Consider the following 17499-nt stretch of genomic DNA (forward strand, 5'->3'; position numbering starts at 1 on the left):
CAGAGACCCAGCCCCCGAACCACAGCAGAAGGGAAGAACAGACCAGCAACTCGCCTTACCTGAAGGAACCACCCATATCTGACGCCGGGCCGCCGCCAACTGTGCCTGGCATGTGACGGGCGACACAAGCACGCCTGACCGGCGCGGGCTGCGGACCAAGCATTTTCCGCCAGCAAACCCCTGGGCAACGCCCGCCACATCCACGCGACAGAGGCACACCCCCAGCACGCCTACCGGACACGGACGCCGACCGGCACCCGGCCGCGCCGGGCGGGCATGCCACCCGGCGGTGCGGGGCTACCCGGCCCGCCGGATCCTGCCGGCCGGGCGATTTCCGCGACGGCAAGGCGGTGGGACCGGGCCACAACTGGAAGCCGGAGGCGGCTTCCAGGCGGGCCAGAGTGCCCAGATCCGGCATGACCTTGCCATGCATGACACGGCTGATGGTGGAGTGGGTGATCCCGGTGTTCTCAGCGAGCGGGCGCAGACTCTGATGCGTGACCTCCAGGGCACGCTCGAGGTTGCGGGAGAGGGCCCGCCCGTAGTGAGCGCTGTCCGGAGCGTCGCCCGCCAGCGTGGTGGCAGGGGGTGCGGCGACCGACCGGCATCGGAGATGGTCAGCTGACGGCACGTGGGAGAAGGTCCTGCGGGCCGTGCAGACCGATGCCGATGCAGAGGGCCGGATCGACCGGTCCATGGTCAGCGTCGATTCCACATCATGCCGCGCCCATCAGCACGCCGCCGGGGCCCGCCACCGCCCGGCGCGGTTACCAGGCCGACGCAGGCAACCCGTCCATCACCGGCCGGACGAAGCGATCGGCCGCTCACGTGGCGGGCTCACCACCAAGATTCATCTGGCGAGCGACGGAGGCTGCCGCCCGCTCGCCGTTCTGGTCACCCCGGGGCAGTGGGGTGACGCCCCGCAGATGATCCCGGTCCTGGAACGTATCCGTGTCCCGCGCCCGGACGGCGGGCATCCGAGGACGCGCCCGGACCACGTCAGCGGCGACAAGGCGTACAGTTCCCGCCGCAACCGCCGATATTTGCGACGGCGGCAGATCCGGCACACGATCCCCGAACGCCGGGACCAGCGAGCCAACCGCCAACGCCGTGGAAGCCGCGGCGGCCGACGCACCGGCTTCGACCGGGCCCGCTATGTGCGCAGGAGCAAAGTCGAACGGACCGTCAACGCCCTTAAGAGCTTCCGGCCGTAGATACCAGATACGACAAGAGAACACGTCTTCCAAGGCACGGTCACCGTCGCCGCGATCCGGCTATGGCTCCGGTGAGGACCTGACGAAAGCCCCTAGTCGGGGATCTAGGGCGTGTCCGATGGGTCACTACTGCGGCCCGACCAACGATTCGTGCTCAGGCTCGTCTTTAATGATCACGTCCGGTTTCGTGTGCCGGGCTTCCGTCACGCGAGACCGTCCGCTTCCGACAGAGGAGAGTGCATGGACATCGAAGAGCGTGTGAAGAACATCGTTGCCGCCCAGTTCGGGATCCCGGTGGGGGAGCTCACGAACGACGCCTCTTTCATCAATGACCTCGGCGGGGATGAACAGGGCGTCAAGGAGCTGTTCACAGCCCCGGAAAAGGAGTTCGGGGTGGAAATATCCGGCGAGGAAGCAGAGAAGATCCGCACCATCCGGGACGCCATCATGTACGTCAGCTATTCAGGCTGAGCCCCGCACGTGACACCTGATCGACAGGCCCTGGTCCCTTCCGGGGTCAGGGCCGTCGTGCTGGCGTGTGCTCTGGCGCCTGTGCTGACAACGGTGTGCCTGTCTCCACAGTCCAAAGGTGTCCCGTCGTCGGTGAGTCGCCGGCCCCCCGTTGGGGGCCTGCTCGGCACCGGCGGGCTTGATGCCTGGTCAAGCTGTCGATGGATGGTTGCGGCGGTGACCCCAGGAGTCGTTCGCCTGGGAACGAGTTCTCGTCTCGGTTCGTCACCGACCCATCAGACAGCCCCTAGGTGTATTGACCCGCAGGGTTGTTCACGCAGGTGATCGGTGGCTTGCCGCCGAGTGCGGTGTGGCAGCGGTGGTGGTTGTAGGTGTGGAGGAAGCCTGTCAGGGCGGCGGTGCGTTCGTCGTTGCTGGTGTAGGGCCGCAGGTAGGCCCATTCGTCGAGGAGGGTGCGGTTGAAGCGTTCGACCTTGCCGTTGGTCTGTGGCCGGTAGATGCGTGTGAGCTTGCCGGTCGCGCCGAGGTCGGTCAGTGCCTGGCGCCAGGCGAAGCTCTTGCGGTAGGGCCAGGCGTTGTCCGTCAGGACGCGTTCGATGCGGTCGATGCCGCAGGTGGCGAAGAAGGCCGCGGCCCGGGTCAGGAAGGCCGCGCAGGTGGCGGCCTTCTCGTCCGGGTGGACCTCGCTGTAGGCCAGGCGGCTGTGGTCGTGGCCCTGTCCTCCCGAAGCTGCCGCGAAGTGACAAGTAGCTCTCTGTAGCAAGGAGGGGGTGCGCTTGTCCGGGTTTTCGATCTTCTGGGGTCGCTGAGAAGGCAGTTCCGCGACGTTGGTCCGGTCACGACGACCTTGCCCCTACGTTTACCGGCTTCGAGATCGGTCAGTGGGCTTGCCGGGGTGTCTGGGAGCGGAAGCTGTGGCCGAGTTCAGGGCCCAGTCCGTAGTAGTGACGGAAGTTGTAGATCAGCGGGCTCCACGTGGCCGGGTCGACGTGCTGGGAGCCGGGGACGACGATACGCGGATCGGCGTGGACCTTGAGCACGTGGGCTTCGACGATGAGGAACGCCCCGGAGGCGTCGGGTTGGACCCGGGCTGCGCGTGCCTCCAGCTGGATAGGACATTCGGCGGCCCTGGGCGGCCGGACCAGCTCGGAGGGTTCAGGTCGCAGGCCGGCTGCGGCGAACTTGTCCGGCTCGAAACGGAAGGTGTCGCGCTTGTCCACGGGTACCGGGGTGCGTCCGGTCAGCGGCGCCAGCCGCTCCACCGCCGGCCACTGGGCAGGCTCAGGGAGGTTCACCACGAGATCGGGTCGGCTGCGGAGATTGTGCGCGGTCTGTCCCCCGGGGCCCAGACCGAGGACGATGACGTGGCCGAGTGCCCAGGCCGAGGACATCGGCGCGAGGTTGAAGGAGCCGTTCTCGTTCTCTGTCGAGAGCAGTACGACCGGCGTGCCGAAGTACAGGATGCTCGGCTCGACGGTCACATGGGCGGCCGACGTGTTGCCGGGCGTGGTGCTGCGTGTAGCGGTGTCCATGGGAGTCGACCGTAGGGTGAAGACACTTCGGCCCTCACCGAAGGATCGCTGGTGGATGATGGACGGCGATGAGAAACCATGACGCGCACCCGGAGGGCCCGGACCTCGCCGCTCTGGCCGGACTCCTGGCGGACGGCACCCGCGCAAGCTTCTGCCTGGCCCTCCTGGACGGCCGGGCATGGACCGCGACCGAGTTGGCGCGCCATGCCGGGGTGGCCGCCTCGACGGCCACCGAGCACCTGAACCTCCTGGTCGGCGGAGGACTGCTCGCCCAGGAGCGTCAGGGTCGCCATCGCTACGTGCGCCTCGCCGATCCCGAGACGGCCCAACTGATCGAGACCCTTGCCTCCATGGCGCCTCGTCGCGTCAATCCGCCCCGTTCACTGCCCGCCGTCAACCGGAGCCGGGCGCTGGCCCGCGCCCGCACGTGCTACGACCACCTCGCGGGCGCCCTCGGGGTCGCGATCACCGAGGCGATGACCGACCGGGGGCTGCTGGACTGGGAGCAGGGGCTGACGCTCACCGGCAACGGGATCGCCTGGCTGGCCGGTCTCGGCATCGCGCTACCGCCCGCCACACGGCGTCCGCCCGTCCGCGCGTGCCTGGACTGGACCGAACGCCGCCCCCACTTGGCCGGTGCCGTCGGTGCCGCCCTGTGCCGCCACGCCTTCGACTCCGGCTGGATCACTCGGATCGGCACCGGCCGCGCCGTCGCTCTCACCGAGATCGGCCGGCGTACGCTTCAGGACCACCTCGGCCTGTCCGACGAGACGGGCACTCCCGTCAGCTGAACACCGATCCCGCCCGGTCAGACGCTGCCGCTACCCGCGCCTCACCGCGCCGCACCCTTCTGTGCTACTGAGACACGCCCCTAGTAGGACTCCGTTAGGTCTTCCTGGCGGGTTTGTTCGGTGGCATGTTGGGTGTATGGACGCGCTTGAAGTGGGCCGTGTTCGGGTGAAGTTGGGGTTGTTCGTCGCTGATGTGTTCGCGTCGGTGCCGCGGAAGGACCAGCGGGCCAAGAGCGACTGCTATCTGCGGGGGCTGATGCTGGACGGCCGCCGGAAGTCCGTCCAGGCGATGGCCGCGCGGCTGCCGGACGGCAACGAGCAGAACCTGCAGCAGTTCGTGAACCAGTCGACGTGGGACCCCGTTCCGGTGCAGCGCCGTATCTGTGAGCGGATGCTGCCGCTGATCGACCCGGTGGCCTGGGTGATCGATGATGTGTCGGTGCCCAAGGACGGCCGGATGTCGGTCGCGGTGGCCCCGCAGTACTGCGGGGCGCTGGGCAAACAGGCCAACTGCCAGGTCGCGGTCAGTATCCACGCCGCCACCGACACGGCTTCCTGCCCGCTGCAATGGCGCCTGTTCCTGCCCGAGGAATGGGCATCGGACACCGCCCGCCGGACCACGACCCGGATCCCGCCCGGGGTCACGCACCGCGAGAAATGGCGACTGGCCCTGGACATGCTCGACACCCTCGCCGGCTGGAACATGAGCCCACCGGTCGTGGTCGCCGACGCCGCCTACGGCACCAACGCACACCTACGGGCCGCACTGGCCGACCGCAAACTCGCCTACGTCCTGGCCATCCGCGCGGACGTGACCGCCCACCCCTTCGACGCCGAGCCTTCGGCCCCGGCCCGCAACGGGCCCACCGGATGCCGGCCCCAGCCCCGCTACCGCCACCGGGCACCCTCGGTAGCAGCCCTGGCCACCGGCCTCGGACAAGAAGCCTTCACCACCGTGACCTGGCGGAACGGATCAAGAGGGAAACTGCGTTCCCGGTTCGCCGCCGTGCGCGTCCGTCCCGCGGGCAAGGCCGTCGAGCGTCCGGTCAAAGCCGCGGCCTCGGCCGGGCAGGGCTGGTGGGACGGGGTCCTGCCCGACTGCTGGCTGCTGGCCGAATGGCCCGAAGACGCCGAGACCCCCACCGGTTACTGGCTGTCCAGCCTCCCGGCGGACACCCCCATCGCCGACCTGGTGCATCTGGCCAAGATCCGCTGGCGGATCGAGCACGACTACCGCGAACTCAAACACGGCCTGGGCCTGGACCACTTCGAAGGCCGCTCCTGGCCAGGCTGGCACCACCACGTCACCCTCGTCACCGCCGCCCACGCCTTCCTCACCGAACAACGCCTGGCCCCAAAAGCCCCCACACCGGTCTCACCCTCTACCAAATCCTCGACACTCTCCAGGACATCCTGAGGTGCTGGACCGGCATCTGCACCACCTGCCACCAACCCCTGCCCACCAGGACACACACAACAAGACCAAGACAGACCTAACGAAGTCCTACTAGCTGCTGGTTTCGGTCCGGTAGGGGCGCAGGCCGCGTTTTTGGTAGTTGCCGAGGGCGTGGGGGTGGTCGTTGGTGTTTGTGCGGAGCCATACCCGGCTCACCCGTGCGGCGCCGGGGGACGGGGTGGCCCATGCCTGTTGGAGGGCGAGGGTCAGTGCGTAGCCGCCCAGGCCCTTGCCGAGGTGGGCGGGCAGGAGGCCGAACGCGGTGATTTCTACGTCGCCGCCGGGGTGGGGTTCGAGGTAGGCGACGCCGGCGGGTTCGTCGTTCAGGGTGATCAGCCAGTGCTGGCGCAGGGGCCGGGACGCCAGGTGTTCGTCCCACTGCTGGGGGGTGCGGGTGGAGGCCCGCCAGCCGTATGCCGCACCGACCTCGGCCTGGACGCTGCGGATCAGCGGGGAAGCGGCATCCAGGCGGCGCAGGGCCAGTCCCGGCACGGCGGGAGCGGGGGCCAGCTGCCCCGGGTTCGTCATCTTGAGGTAGGTGACGGTCTTCGTGGTGGGGGCGGGGCTCATGGTGCCTCCGTGGGGTGCGGAGGGGTGGCGGGCGAGGCGCCGGGCTGAGGGGCCAGCCGGGTGCGCAGGGTGGTGTGCAGGTGGTCGAGAAAGGCGTCGAACTGGTCGAGGAGTTCGGGCGGGTAGGTGTCGGTCATCTCCTGGAGCACGGTGGTGACCGGCCCGAAGTAGTCCTCTGAGCGGCGCTTGGCGGCGTCGCTGGCCCGCAGGGTGGTCACGCGCTGGTCCTCGTGTTCGCGGGTGCGGCGGATGTGGCCGCTCTTCTCCAGCCGGTTGATGAGGGCGGAGGTCGCGGACGGGGACAGGCGCAGGCGTTCGCTGAGGCGGGTGGCGGTGAGCGGCTGGTCGCGGCGGTCGTGTGCGGCGATCTCGTAGAGGGCGGTGGCGTCGGAGGGGTGCAGGCCCATCCAGTCGGCGTGGTGGCGGCGCAGGTCTTCCCAGTCGGCGTCGTGGGTGCGCAGCCGGTCCATCAGCCAGCCGTCCTGCTGCGGCGTCGGCCGCCCGGTGACGCCCGGCGGGGTCGTGGCGGCGGTGGGGGTCTCGGACGGTGACGGGTCGGGCACCGGTCCTCCTTCAACGGGATGGGGTGAACGGGGCTGGTCAGGCCACTCTACCCGCCATTTGCTTCGATGGTGGAAGTAATTTACGGTTACTTCCACCATCGAAGTAATTCGTGCAGGGAAGGACGACTGGTCATGACCGGAACCGAGGCGCAGGCAGATCCGCGGCGCTGGAAGGCGCTGGTATTCATCTGCCTGGCGCAGCTGATGATCGTGCTGGACAGCACGATCATGAACATCGCGCTGCCCTCCGCACAGCGGGACCTCGGCTTCGCCGATAGCGGCAGGCAGTGGACGATCACCGCATACGCGCTCACCTTCGGCGGGCTCCTGCTGCTGGGCGGGCGCATCGGGGACCGGTGGGGGCGCAAGCCCACCTTCGTCACCGCCGCCACCGGCTTCGCCGCCGCCTCCGCCCTGGGCGGTCTCGCGGCCAACACCGGCATGCTCCTGGCCGCCCGCGCTCTCCAGGGCGTCTTCGCCGCCCTGCTGGCCCCGGCGGTGCTGTCCTTGATCGCGGTGACCTTCACCGCGACCAAGGAGCGGGCCAAGGCGTTCGGGATCATGGGCGCGATGGCCGGCAGCGGCAGCGCGATCGGCCTCCTCCTCGGCGGGGTGCTCACCGAGTACTGGGGCTGGCGCTGGACCCTGCTCATCAACATCGCCTTCGCCGCCCTCGCGGTGGCCGGCGCGCTCGCCTACATCACCGACAAGCCCAGCACCGCAGCCCGCGCCGCCCGCCTCGACCTCCCCGGCGCGATCCTGGCCACCGGCGGACTCGTGGCCCTGGTCTTCGGCTTCACCCAGGCCGAACAGAGCGGCTGGACAGCCCCCGCCGCCCTCCTCCTCTTCGCCCTCGCCCTCGTACTGCTGACCGCGTTCGTGGTGGTGCAGCGCAAGGTGAAGGCCCCGCTGCTGCCCCTACGGGTGGTCCTGGACCGCAACCGGGGCGGCGCCTACCTGGCACTGCTGCTGTCGGTGGCGGGCATGTTCGCGATGTTCCTGTTCATCACGTTCTACCTCCAGACCGTCAAGGGCTTCACCCCGTTGCAGACCGGGCTCGCGTTCCTGCCCATGTCAGTGGCGATGATGACCGGCTCCACGCAGATCGGCGCCCGCCTCGCCCCCCGCCTGCCCGCCCGCGCGCTGATGCCGCCCGCCCTCCTGGTGGCCGCCGCAGGGCTGGTCGTGCTCGCCCAGATCACCCCGCACACCTCGTACGCGGCCGTGGTCCTGCCCGGCATGCTCCTGCTCGGCCTGGGCCTGGGAACCGTGTTCACCACCGTCTTCGGCCTCGCCACCGCGGGCGTCCAGCCCCAGGACGCCGGCATCGCCTCGGCCATGGTCAACACCAGCCAGCAGGTCGGCGGCGCGATCGGCACCGCCCTCCTCAACACCATCGCCACCACCTCCACCGCCACCTACCTCAGCGCACACGCAGAAGCCCGCACCGCGGGGACCGTGCACGGCTTCGCCACCGCCACCTGGGCCGGCACCGCCATCCTCACCGCGGCCGCGCTCGTCGCAGCCCTCCTCATCAACCACCGACCCGCACCCGCCGAGACCCCGGCGCGCACCCCCCAGCCCACCCGCTGACCTTGCCTTCCACCCCGTACCGACCGCCAGCAGGAGTTCTCATGTCTGTCCCTCAGCCGGCCGCCGTCCAGCCGCTGCGCGTCGCGGTGATCACCGCAAGCACCCGGGTGGGCCGCTTCGCCCCCACCGTCACCGACTGGTACACGGCCATCGCCCGCACCCGCCCCGACATGGACCTGGACCTGATCGACCTGGCCGCCACCGAACTGCCCGCGGTCATCGACTTCACCGCCGCCGACCCCCGGGTGGTCGCGTTCAACGAACGCATACAGAACGCCGACGCGTTCGTCGTCGTGACTGGTGAGTACAACCGCAGCATCCCCGCCGCCCTCAAGCACGCCCTCGACCTCGTCCCCACCGCCTGGCGGGCCAAGCCCGTCGCCGTCGTCTCCTACGGAGGCATCTCCGGCGGCCTGCGCGCCGCCGAACACCTCCGCCAGATCTTCGGCGAACTCCACGCCCACACCGTCCGCAACAGCGTCAGCCTCCACAACGCCCTGACCTGCTTCGACGACACCGGCCGCCCCCACGACACCGCCAGCGACACCGCAGCCGAGGAACAACTCGACCAACTCGCCTGGTGGGGCACCGCCCTCCGCAACGCCCGCACTACCCACCCGTACCAGGGTTAGCCGTCACGGTTCAACCCAGCGGTACCTTCCCCGCGACGGCCTGTCGCGGGGATTTCTGTGTTCAACACCTGAGGCCGTCATCCATCCCTCTCCGCCTCGGACTGGGGTCTGAGGAACATCCGTGTCGGATCGTGCGCTAAGGGTTCTCCGGTCTGGTTAGGGCTTTGACCTGGGGTGATTGAGCGTCGGAGCCTTCGAGGGTCGTTGTTGTCGATCACGTTGCCCTTGCGGGACTTGCGGGTGGTCTTCTTCCTGACCGGCCCGACCAGGTGGATCTGGTGCTCGCGGGCTGCGCGGTCGCGTAGTGCCACGGAGGTGTAGCCGCCGTCGACCAGGTGCTCGGCCGGCAGGAGGTTCCGGCGTTCCAGACGGGCGTGGATCACCGGAAGGCTCCGGGTGTCGTAGACCGGGGCCGGGGTGGTGGTGACGTCCGTGATGATGTTGACGGCGCCGTCATCGCAGCTCTCGGTCACATGCGCCAGGAACCCCCTCCACCGGGTGCCACCGCGGCGCGCATATCGCGCGGTGAGGTCATAGGGCGACACGACGGCGGTGGCCGACGGCGGCCGTCCGGTCTCATCAGGCTCCCGCCACCGGACGCGCTCCCGGCTGTCGATGAAGTAGTTCTGCAGGAAGACCTGGCGCAACGCCTGGATCTGCGGGCCGTCCCACAGCCCGCGCAGGTAGGTACGCACGTAGCGCAGGAGCAGATAGGTGTCCTCACCGAGGTACTTGATGCGCGTCTTGGGATGGGTGGGGTTCTTGCCGAGGCGGGCGGCGCGTCCGTATCGCTGCCCCCACTCGTCGGTGACCAGGCCCACCAGTTCCTGCGGGGCACGGCGGGCGAGTTCCTCCAGGGCCGCGCGCATCGCCTCGGTGACCAGCTCGATCCGGGTCAGGTCCCGGACGGCGGCCAGGATGTGGGTGGAGTCGGTGCGCTGCCGCCGGCGCTCCTTGACCAGCCCGGCAGCCTTGATCCGTTCCAGAGCCAGATCCAGCAGCCTGTCGGCCCGGCCCTCCTCGGCCAGACGGGCGCGAAAGTCCGTCAGGACACTGTGATGGAAGCCGGGATCGTCGAGATCCATGGCGAGTGCGTACTTGAAGTCGATGCGGCAGCGCACAGCCTCAGCGGCCTGGCGGTCGGACAGTTCCATGAGGAACTGCAGGACACACACCGTGGCCAGCTGAGCCGGCGACAGGCCGGGCCGGCCGTCCCGCGGGTACCACTCGGCGAAATCGTCGTCGCTCCACAGCCCGTCCAGCTGGTCGCGGATGCACATAGCGGTGGTGCCAGCGGGGTTGCTGGCACGGGCAACTCGTACGGTCAGTTCCGGGACTGTCGAGCCAGGGCGGGTGCGGACGCACATCTCGGTCACCTCCGGTGCAGCGGACCCGCCCACTGTCCCGCTCCCGTCAGACGCGAAGGGCGGATCTCGTCAAACCGGGCACAAGGACGACCCACCCGCGCTAGCCATCCGGGCATGCGCTGGACCACACCCGGCGACTTCATCCCTCAGTGCCCGAGGCTGCCGCAGGTCAGCGAGTCGCTCATCACCTGGGCGTCCATCACGCTGATGACCCGCCGCCTGACCCGCAAGCCGGCCCGGAAGACGACCCCGCAGCCAGCTGGCTTCGCCTCGATGCCGGCTGCTGCCTGACCAAACATCCATCTCATCGTCGTCACGACGACGATCCCGCATTCCTCGAGCTGTCTGGTGCAGCAGCAATGCGGGCCTCCAACCTGCTTAGCAGATTGGAGGCGCCAGCCACAGGGCTACAGAACAGCGAGGTGGAAAGGCTGGTCGAATGGGGCGCCGTTGCGGCCGGTGAAGACCGTCACGATGTGGTCGTTGTTGGAGGGATCGGTGCGGACATGGATCTCCGCGCCCCAGATGGCCCCACTGCCGCCGGCCACAGTCGCCTGGCACGCGGCGCTGGTGGTGTCGATGTTCTCGCCGACGGTTACGCGGTACACCCCGACGTCGGTCTTCTGGACGTCGGCGGTGACGTTCTTCGCGCGCACGAGGGTGCCGTCCCGGTCCACCAGGGCGGCCGCGCGGGCGTAGGGAGCGATGATGGGGTTGGGCATACCGGACTCCTGCCTGTTGGGGCGGGCAGCCAACGGCTGCTAGGGAATTGCGGAACGGCACGACGACCAGCTGTGCCGCCGCGCTGTCCTGAGGTGGGGGCGTGGTGCGTCATGCACCTCACCAGTGAGACGTCAGGGCACGATGAGGTGGAAGGCGTAGTCGTGGTCCGCGTAATCGGGCAGGTTGCAGGTGCTCACGTGGATGGTCTGGCCCACGATGCGGTTGATGCAGATGCCGCCGTACCGCGTGTGCCACAGGACGGCGATCGGAACGGATTTGTCCACCTCGATACTGGCGTCGACCTCGATCACGTAGAAACCGGGGGAAGGATGGGTTACCCCGACTACCCCCTGCGAGCGCACCACGGCGCCGCCCGCGGTCACCACGGCTGCGGCCTGAGCGTAGGGAGCAATGGCAGTGTCAGGCATTACTGGCCTCCTCACCTTCTAGCTCCGAAGCCAGCCCCATCGAAGGGGCGACAGGGCAGGGACCCTAGCCCCATCAAGGGGTCATTGCTCGGGAAATGTGACTACGTCACCATTTCGAGGGGCAGAGTCCGCGATGTGCATGACAAGTGACCTGGCGGGGAAAATCCCCCAGATTCCACGCGATCACTCATGGGAGACCGGCACCAGCGGCAGCGGGTTGATGGCGTCGACCCACCCCGCCGAACGTTACGACGCTCGCCCTGACCATCGAAATCAGGCACTCAGGCCACAACAGCCTCCACAGTTCCGTTCACGGGAACGTCGCGGCCGGGGGAGCCCAGGTCCTGCCAGACAGACCATCAGGCCGCTGAACAGGAAGTTCCTCGCGCCGTGGGCAGAGCTTGGATGGGTGCGATCACGCTCGCCACATCGCCATTCTCAAGATCACCGACAGAGTCGGGCACTAAGCCGGTGATCACGGTCTTGGGGCCGGTCACGGGCTGATCCAGCTGTACGGCGAGCCGTCTGGGCAGGGGTGTGGCTGCGGGGCATCCTGGGTGCCCGAGGCGCGGGTCAGCTGAGCGTGGGCCCCGGGATCCACAGCTTGCGGGGCCCACGCTTTCGGTTTGCCGGCACAGGACAGAGCGGCTGAACGGGTGTCCTGCCCGTGTGGCTTCCACCGATCGGCGGGTGGGCCTGCCTTCGGAGAGGACCGGCGCTCACGCCCGGTGATGGTCGAGATGGACTGCGACGACGGCCGGCCGCCTCGGCCCCAAGCTGGTGAACCGTGGGTGCCGTCGTCGCCAGTTGGCGATGACGGCACCCACGGCGATGATCAGAAGTCGGCGGAGCCGTAGGCGAAGTAGAGGTCGTCGGTGTTGGGTGCGGCGATCGCAGGTGCCGTGAGGGTGATCACGGTGGGGGTTTTCTGGAAGCCGCCCCACCCGGCGCCGTCGAACCCGGCGAACCAGATGTTGCTGTCATGGCCGCGGATCGCGCAGTAGAGGTTGCTTCCGCGGACGGCGAGTGCGGGGCCGTCCGGGGTCGTCCCGGCCAGGCGGGTCGGTGCGCTCCAGCTTGTGCCGTTGTGCACGGTGGTCTGAATGTTGCCGCCGAACGGGTCGCGGTAGGCCAGGTGCAGTTTGTTCTGGAGGGTGGCCAAGGCCGGTGCGTGGAGGCCGGCGAACACGCCCAGGCCCGGCACGGCTGCGAGGGGCTGCCAGGAGGTGCCGTTGGAGGAGTAGGTGAAGTAGATCTGCAAGCCGTGGCCGAAGGCGTAGACCAGGGCGCCGTTGCGGACAGCCAGGGTGGGGGCGGTGCTTCCTGCGGTCGCCACGCGTACGGGGGCGGACCAGTCAGCACCGTTGGTGGAGGTGGTGACGTAGGAGCTGCCGTCCCGCCCGGTATGGGCGAGGTAGAGCCTGCCGTTGAAGGAGGCCAGGGCCGGAGCGTGATGCGTCCCGTGTCCGGAGACTGCTGCGAATCGGGTCCACGTGGTGCCGTCCCGTCGGCTGACCCAGATCTGGTCGTCAAAGCCGCGCACCGCGCAGTACAGCTTGGAGTCGTGGACGGCCAGTGCCGGTGCGGACGGGGTCGCACTCCCGGGCCACGCCTGGACCGGCGGCAGCCATGTGCCCCTGCCGCCGGAGAAGAGGGCGACGGTGTGCTTGGGGTTGGGGCCCGCCCACTTCATGTACAGCCGGAAGACGCCACCGTCGCCGACGAAGTCGAGGGAACGGGTCTTGTCCGGCTGCGTGGCCAGGACTGCGATGGCGGCGCGGTCGAAGACGATGGTGTGTTCCTGGATGAAGTCGTCGTCGTTGCGCAGCCAGGCGATCAGTTCTTCGATGAGCCGCACGATCATCGAGCCGAGCATGATCCACTCAGCCATGTTCTCCCACTGGCCGGCCGGAAGGTCCCCGATCAGATTGGAGAACTTCGCCAGCTCGTCGGAGATGATGCGCAGCTTGCGCCCCATCTCGTCGTAGAAGCCGCTGGTGCTGTCGTCGGCTTCCCAGCAGGCGATGTGACAGGCCACGGAGTTGTTGATGGACCCGTCGAAGAGGGTCTTGTCCTCGGTGCGGAAGGTGGCCCAGTCGCCGGTGTTGATGGCTCCGTACTCACCGGTCCGGTGGGCACGCTTGCCGCCGCCGTCGGAACCGGAGCTCAGCGCCCAGTAGATCTCGTCCTTGCCCGACTCTCCGTTGGTGGCGTCCACGCAGTGGAACCTGTCCAGCAGGATCCGGGCGTGCAGGGCCGCGGTCGGCTGCTCGGCCGGAGCGGAGGAAGTCACGAGGGTGAGCCCGTACCCGGCTTCCTCCACCACCCGGCCGAACTCCTCACCGGCCAGGCACTCGTCCCCCTCGCCCGCACCGATGTCGACCACGTTGACGTTGGCCTGCGCGGAGACGTCCTCCATCTGCGGGAGGTCCTTGATCAGGTCCGTGACGGAGTACCCCTCGTCCAGCGGACGCGCCGCCAGCGTCTGGGGGAACAGCTCGGGCGCGTGGCGCACCGAACTCTCCTCCGCGAAAACCCGCCCCGCCTCGCGGATCTCCTCCTCACTGAGCAAGTGCCCCAGCGGCACCAGCAGCCGCGCCTCCAGGTCCGTCAGCTCCATGCCCGCATCCAGCCGGGCCGCGCCGCGCAGCAGTACCCCATACAGCAGGCTCGTATCCCGCGGCGCCGCGGCCAGCCGCCGCGCCTGTTCAGTCGCAGGCCGGCCCTGCAACTGGGCACGCAGCCGCTCGATACGCTCACTCTGGGACAGGAAGACAGATGCCACAGAACACCCTTTCGGCGTGAGCGCCCCCAGCCCGCGTAAGGGCTGAAGTACGCCCGCCGACCCTCCTAAATGGCGCACTGTGCGCAACAGACCTTTTACGGACAGTTTCGACTGCCCGCATCCCTTTTCCCGTGATGCAACAGCTGTTGCGTGCGCTGCGGTCACTCGAGCCAGTGCTGACCTGCGCCAAGGGGGGCACACTCGGGTTACTGCGACACTCCGCTCCCTGGAGAATCCGCTGTGCCCGTCGTGCCGGGAAGGCCAGGGGCGGCCCGCACGCCGTCCTCCCGCTGACTCCGTTGAACTGGACGGAAGCCGTGGCTGAACCGTCGCGCCGTGCTCCTCTGCCGCCGGATCTGGACGCACCCGGGTGTGAGTAGTGGCGGTAACAGGATGCAGCCCTGAAATTGATCAAGGAGACGGCCCAGGTGCACTGGGCCGTCATGTGCGATTCATGGGGGCGCGGCGGGATTCACGAGTCGGGGTCGTCGTCGTTCTGGTGGAGGTAGTAGCCGTCGAGTACGTGGTACAGGCGTGTGGTGGTGGGCGTCGTGGTGCCGGCGGTGTAGGCGGCTGCCGGGTTTCCTTCGCCGTCGAGGACTTCGATGTGGGCCGGGATGCGGCTCCCGCCGTCGGCGATGAGGACGGGCACGCCATCCCGGAATTCCAGCGTGAGCGCGGCCACCTCCTCGGGCTTCACCTCGGATTCCGGGGTCGGGGCCACTTCGGGTGTGCCGGTCGTCAGCTGGACCGGTGCCGGGCCCTTGGCCGCGGGGTTGGTCTCGGACATGTCGTTCTCCTTGCTGATCGGCTCGCTGCCGACCTGGCCAGAGCGTGACATGACGCGCTGTCACTGGACAACTACGGGTTTCGGTCCAGCGGCTGATACCCCATGCTCGCGGTGCACCTCAGGCGCCGGTGCAGGGGTCCGAGGGCCGGGAAGGAGCGGTGCGGAGGCGCTGGTCCGTCGAGGCGGATCTACGCTCCCAGGACCTCGTCGAAGTAGCCGGGCCCGGCGTGAGGGAGGATCCGGAGCGCGCTGGTGTAGCGGCGGGTCTGGGTCTGCCAGGCGTGGTAGCCGGTCATCCAGAACCCCATGACCTCGACATATGTGGTCACAGCCTCTCGCTGCGGGCCGGTGAGGCCGAGTTGCAGGCACATGGCCGGGACCTGGCGGACCTGTTCCCGAAACCGCTCGACACGTTGGTCGACTTCGCTGCGGGCGGCCGTGACGGCTTCGTCGCGGGTGCACGTCTGGGCGTGTTCGAGGACGAGGACGAGGTTGTCCATGTCGCCGCGGGCTTCCTCCTTCTCCAGGGAGTAGACGTCGTTGCACATGAAGGTGACGTCGATGGCGGCCTGGCGCATGATCCTCAACTGCGGGCTGTGAAGGGCGCTGGCGGGGACGGTGACGCCAGCCGCCCGCTCGCCCAGGGACAGTGGCAGGTCGGTCCCGGCGATGCCCCGTCTGACCTGCAGATAGGTTTCCATGTCGGCTGGTGCCCCCCGGAGCCGGCCGATAGCCTCATGGGCCTGGGTGGCGAAGTAGTACTCCCACTCGAACGCGGTACGGGCCACCCAGCCCGGGTGCGCGCCGTCGGTGCAGCGAGCCCACAGGTCAGCGAACGCCACCGAGCACGCATCCGCCCCGGGCGCGGGGGCGGTGCCGTGCACGATGTCGATCAGCTGCTGGCTCACGGCTGCGGCGCGGGCGGGGTCCTGACCGAGGGGGCCGTCGAACTGATCGTCGAACACGAAGAAGAACGCCATCGCGTCCGCACACAGGTCCAAGGCCGGCCCTTGCGCGTACGGGAAGCCGCAGGCGGCCAGGAGCGGCATGTCCCACGACGCGAACCACTGAAGCGAGCGGCCCTCCCTGACCAGCCCCATACGCCGCACCCAGGCCAGATTGCGCTGCCGCGCACCCTCCAGATCCCGGCTGACCGAGCTGGGGAAGGGCAGGCGGAACTCGATGTCCTGCGGCACGCGTCCTCCGTGAAGCGAGCTGGCCACAGCAGGACAGAGCCATGACCGGGATTCCGATACGGGCTTCACGGTCTCCCGGTTCCACGGCGTTACGAAGCAGCCCGTCGGCCAGATCGTGGCCGGTTTCCACTGACGTTGACCACACTTTGTGCATGTCGGCGCCTGGGTCGTCTCGGCCGTTCTGGAGACCCTCTTTGAACCCCAGCTGATCTTGTACACGAGCCCCGATGGAGGGATCGATCCATGGGCGGAGGTGTCACGGTTCATAGTCATCCAGCAGAGGCTCTGTGGGGAGTTCTTGCTTCTGCGAGTCCTCACCCGGAAGTGCAGCGCGTGATCCGAGCCGGCCCGCTGGTCTGAGTGGCTCGTCGTTGGGGTATGGCCAGAGGACGCCTCCGATGCGGCAGAGGGTGATGGCTTGTTGACGGAGGATCATGGGAAGGTCCCTACGGGCCGACAGAGCGTCGGCCGGTGAGGGGCATTGGACATGGCAGAGCAGGTAGACCGGACCGACTCGCTGAATGACGGTGAGCGGTACCTCTATGACGGCCAGGGACTCAGGGTCGGCAAGGTAGGTCCCGAGCGCATCGGCACGCCGGTGATCGAGTACCGCGACGGTGTACCCGTGGTCAGCGTTAGGGGCGGGAGCTTCATCCCGGCCGCGATGGTGGTGGTCAACCCGGACAACTACGCCGTTGCGCTGTACGACCTTCGCGTCGGCACCACGGAAGCCACGAGCCCAAGCGGAAGCGATTTCGCGTTTTGGGATGTCCAGCAGGATGACACCGCCACGGACCCGACGAGCGCCCCAACGGAGCTGGTTCCGGCACCGGACGCTAAGCCCGAGGACGTCAGCGCTCTCGGCCTGCGTTACGCGGAGGGGAGGCCCGAGGTGCTCGTCAGCGGAGGAAGGGGGGTCCTTCCGGTAGAGCTGACGGTCGTTAACGGGTCGGGGAACACTGTTGCGGCGTACACGGCCAGTTCCGCGGCGAACCAGCCGGACCGGGCCTCGCGGGGACTGCTGGACGGCGTGGTCGACTATCTGCCTTCGCCCGCGTTCCTCCCGGCCGACCAGGTCAACCCCGAGGACCTGGGCGCGCTCAGCCTGCACTACGTGGACGGGCAGCCTGTGCTGGTCGTCAGCGGCGGGAAGTACGCTCCGGCAGTGCTCCCGGTCGTGAACGGTGCCAGGTTTTCCCGGCCGTCAGCCTCAGGCATTGACGGCAGCGTGACAAGCGCGCTATCCATCAACTTCTTTGTCGCATCGCCAGTTGACCTGTCTTCGCCTGGCTCCTTGCCTGAGCGCACGCTGAATCTGCAAGCCGGCTCGATCATCAGCGGTGTCGTCGTGGATATCGACTACCCGGTGAGGTGGTAAGCCCTCACCG

The 17499-nt window shown here is 68.5% G+C and carries 17 protein-coding genes and 2 pseudogenes; 8 read left to right on the forward strand and 11 right to left on the reverse strand.

Going from position 1 to position 17499, the window contains the following annotated elements:
* Window positions 1-55 precede the first annotated feature (55 nt).
* Complete coding sequence (locus EKH77_RS34835) at window positions 56-697, reverse strand: helix-turn-helix domain-containing protein (protein WP_126916862.1); 642 nt, start codon at window positions 695-697, stop codon at window positions 56-58.
* On the opposite strand from EKH77_RS34835, the pseudogene EKH77_RS26925 reads away from it, so the two are divergent.
* Both EKH77_RS26925 and EKH77_RS26930 read left to right on the forward strand, forming a co-directional pair.
* A pseudogene (locus EKH77_RS26925) lies at window positions 600-1289 on the forward strand (IS5 family transposase); the annotation flags it as partial. The gene EKH77_RS34835 and the pseudogene EKH77_RS26925 overlap by 98 nt on opposite strands.
* A gap of 165 nt (window positions 1290-1454) precedes the next feature.
* Complete coding sequence (locus EKH77_RS26930) at window positions 1455-1685, forward strand: acyl carrier protein (protein WP_126916863.1); 231 nt, start codon at window positions 1455-1457, stop codon at window positions 1683-1685.
* Between the two features lie 286 nt (window positions 1686-1971).
* Here the strand turns inward: EKH77_RS26930 and EKH77_RS26935 are convergent.
* Window positions 1972-2394 (reverse strand): annotated as a pseudogene (locus tag EKH77_RS26935) (integrase core domain-containing protein); the annotation flags it as partial.
* Window positions 2395-2563: 169 nt separating this feature from the next.
* Window positions 2564-3217, reverse strand: coding sequence for a flavin reductase family protein (locus EKH77_RS26940; protein ID WP_126916864.1), 654 nt, complete (start codon window positions 3215-3217; stop codon window positions 2564-2566).
* Between the two features lie 68 nt (window positions 3218-3285).
* Here EKH77_RS26940 and EKH77_RS26945 point away from each other — a divergent pair, with 68 nt between their 5' ends.
* Window positions 3286-4008, forward strand: coding sequence for a helix-turn-helix domain-containing protein (locus EKH77_RS26945; RefSeq protein WP_126916865.1), 723 nt, complete (start codon window positions 3286-3288; stop codon window positions 4006-4008).
* A 136-nt stretch (window positions 4009-4144) separates the two neighbouring features.
* Window positions 4145-5425: an IS701 family transposase gene (locus EKH77_RS26950; RefSeq protein WP_126912897.1), complete on the forward strand. Its 1281-nt coding sequence runs from the start codon at window positions 4145-4147 to the stop codon at window positions 5423-5425.
* A 90-nt stretch (window positions 5426-5515) separates the two neighbouring features.
* On the opposite strand, the gene EKH77_RS26955 is transcribed toward EKH77_RS26950, so the two are convergent.
* Both EKH77_RS26955 and EKH77_RS26960 read right to left on the reverse strand, forming a co-directional pair.
* Window positions 5516-6034 (reverse strand): GNAT family N-acetyltransferase, encoded by a 519-nt coding sequence (locus tag EKH77_RS26955; RefSeq protein ID WP_126916866.1) that lies wholly within the window; start codon window positions 6032-6034, stop codon window positions 5516-5518.
* Window positions 6031-6597 (reverse strand): MarR family winged helix-turn-helix transcriptional regulator, encoded by a 567-nt coding sequence (locus EKH77_RS26960; RefSeq protein ID WP_164737866.1) that lies wholly within the window; start codon window positions 6595-6597, stop codon window positions 6031-6033. Before EKH77_RS26960 ends, EKH77_RS26955 begins: the two co-directional genes overlap by 4 nt.
* 132 nt (window positions 6598-6729) lie before the next feature.
* Between EKH77_RS26960 and EKH77_RS26965 the strand changes: the two genes are divergently transcribed.
* A complete protein-coding gene (locus tag EKH77_RS26965; RefSeq protein ID WP_126916868.1) occupies window positions 6730-8190 on the forward strand; it encodes an MFS transporter in 1461 nt (486 codons plus the stop codon).
* Between the two features lie 41 nt (window positions 8191-8231).
* Window positions 8232-8822 carry an NADPH-dependent FMN reductase gene (locus EKH77_RS26970; protein WP_126916869.1) on the forward strand — a complete coding sequence of 197 codons (591 nt, stop codon included), beginning with the start codon at window positions 8232-8234 and terminating at the stop codon, window positions 8820-8822.
* 77 nt (window positions 8823-8899) lie between these two features.
* On the opposite strand, the gene EKH77_RS26975 is transcribed toward EKH77_RS26970, so the two are convergent.
* Window positions 8900-10189, reverse strand: a complete 1290-nt coding sequence (locus EKH77_RS26975; RefSeq protein WP_126916870.1) for a transposase — start codon at window positions 10187-10189, stop codon at window positions 8900-8902.
* A 114-nt stretch (window positions 10190-10303) separates the two neighbouring features.
* Between EKH77_RS26975 and EKH77_RS33125 the strand changes: the two genes are divergently transcribed.
* Complete coding sequence (locus EKH77_RS33125; protein WP_164737867.1) at window positions 10304-10480, forward strand: hypothetical protein; 177 nt, start codon at window positions 10304-10306, stop codon at window positions 10478-10480.
* A 116-nt stretch (window positions 10481-10596) separates the two neighbouring features.
* Here the strand turns inward: EKH77_RS33125 and EKH77_RS26980 are convergent, their stop codons facing one another.
* From EKH77_RS26980 to EKH77_RS27000, 5 genes are all read right to left on the reverse strand, one after another.
* On the reverse strand, window positions 10597-10911 hold the full coding sequence (locus tag EKH77_RS26980) for a hypothetical protein (protein WP_126916871.1): 315 nt from the start codon (window positions 10909-10911) through the stop codon (window positions 10597-10599).
* A gap of 132 nt (window positions 10912-11043) precedes the next feature.
* Window positions 11044-11340 (reverse strand): hypothetical protein, encoded by a 297-nt coding sequence (locus EKH77_RS26985; protein ID WP_126916872.1) that lies wholly within the window; start codon window positions 11338-11340, stop codon window positions 11044-11046.
* A gap of 835 nt (window positions 11341-12175) precedes the next feature.
* Window positions 12176-14125 (reverse strand): hypothetical protein, encoded by a 1950-nt coding sequence (locus EKH77_RS26990; protein WP_126916873.1) that lies wholly within the window; start codon window positions 14123-14125, stop codon window positions 12176-12178.
* 472 nt (window positions 14126-14597) lie between these two features.
* Window positions 14598-14915, reverse strand: a complete 318-nt coding sequence (locus EKH77_RS26995; RefSeq protein ID WP_126916874.1) for a hypothetical protein — start codon at window positions 14913-14915, stop codon at window positions 14598-14600.
* Window positions 14916-15103: 188 nt separating this feature from the next.
* Window positions 15104-16111 (reverse strand): terpene synthase family protein, encoded by a 1008-nt coding sequence (locus EKH77_RS27000; RefSeq protein WP_126916875.1) that lies wholly within the window; start codon window positions 16109-16111, stop codon window positions 15104-15106.
* 487 nt (window positions 16112-16598) lie between these two features.
* On the opposite strand from EKH77_RS27000, the gene EKH77_RS27005 reads away from it, so the two are divergent.
* Entirely contained in the window at window positions 16599-17489 is an 891-nt protein-coding gene (locus tag EKH77_RS27005) for a hypothetical protein (RefSeq protein ID WP_126916876.1), read from the forward strand.
* Window positions 17490-17499: the final 10 nt, after the last annotated feature.

Source organism: Streptomyces luteoverticillatus, from assembly GCF_003970715.1.
GTDB lineage: Bacteria > Actinomycetota > Actinomycetes > Streptomycetales > Streptomycetaceae > Streptomyces > Streptomyces abikoensis.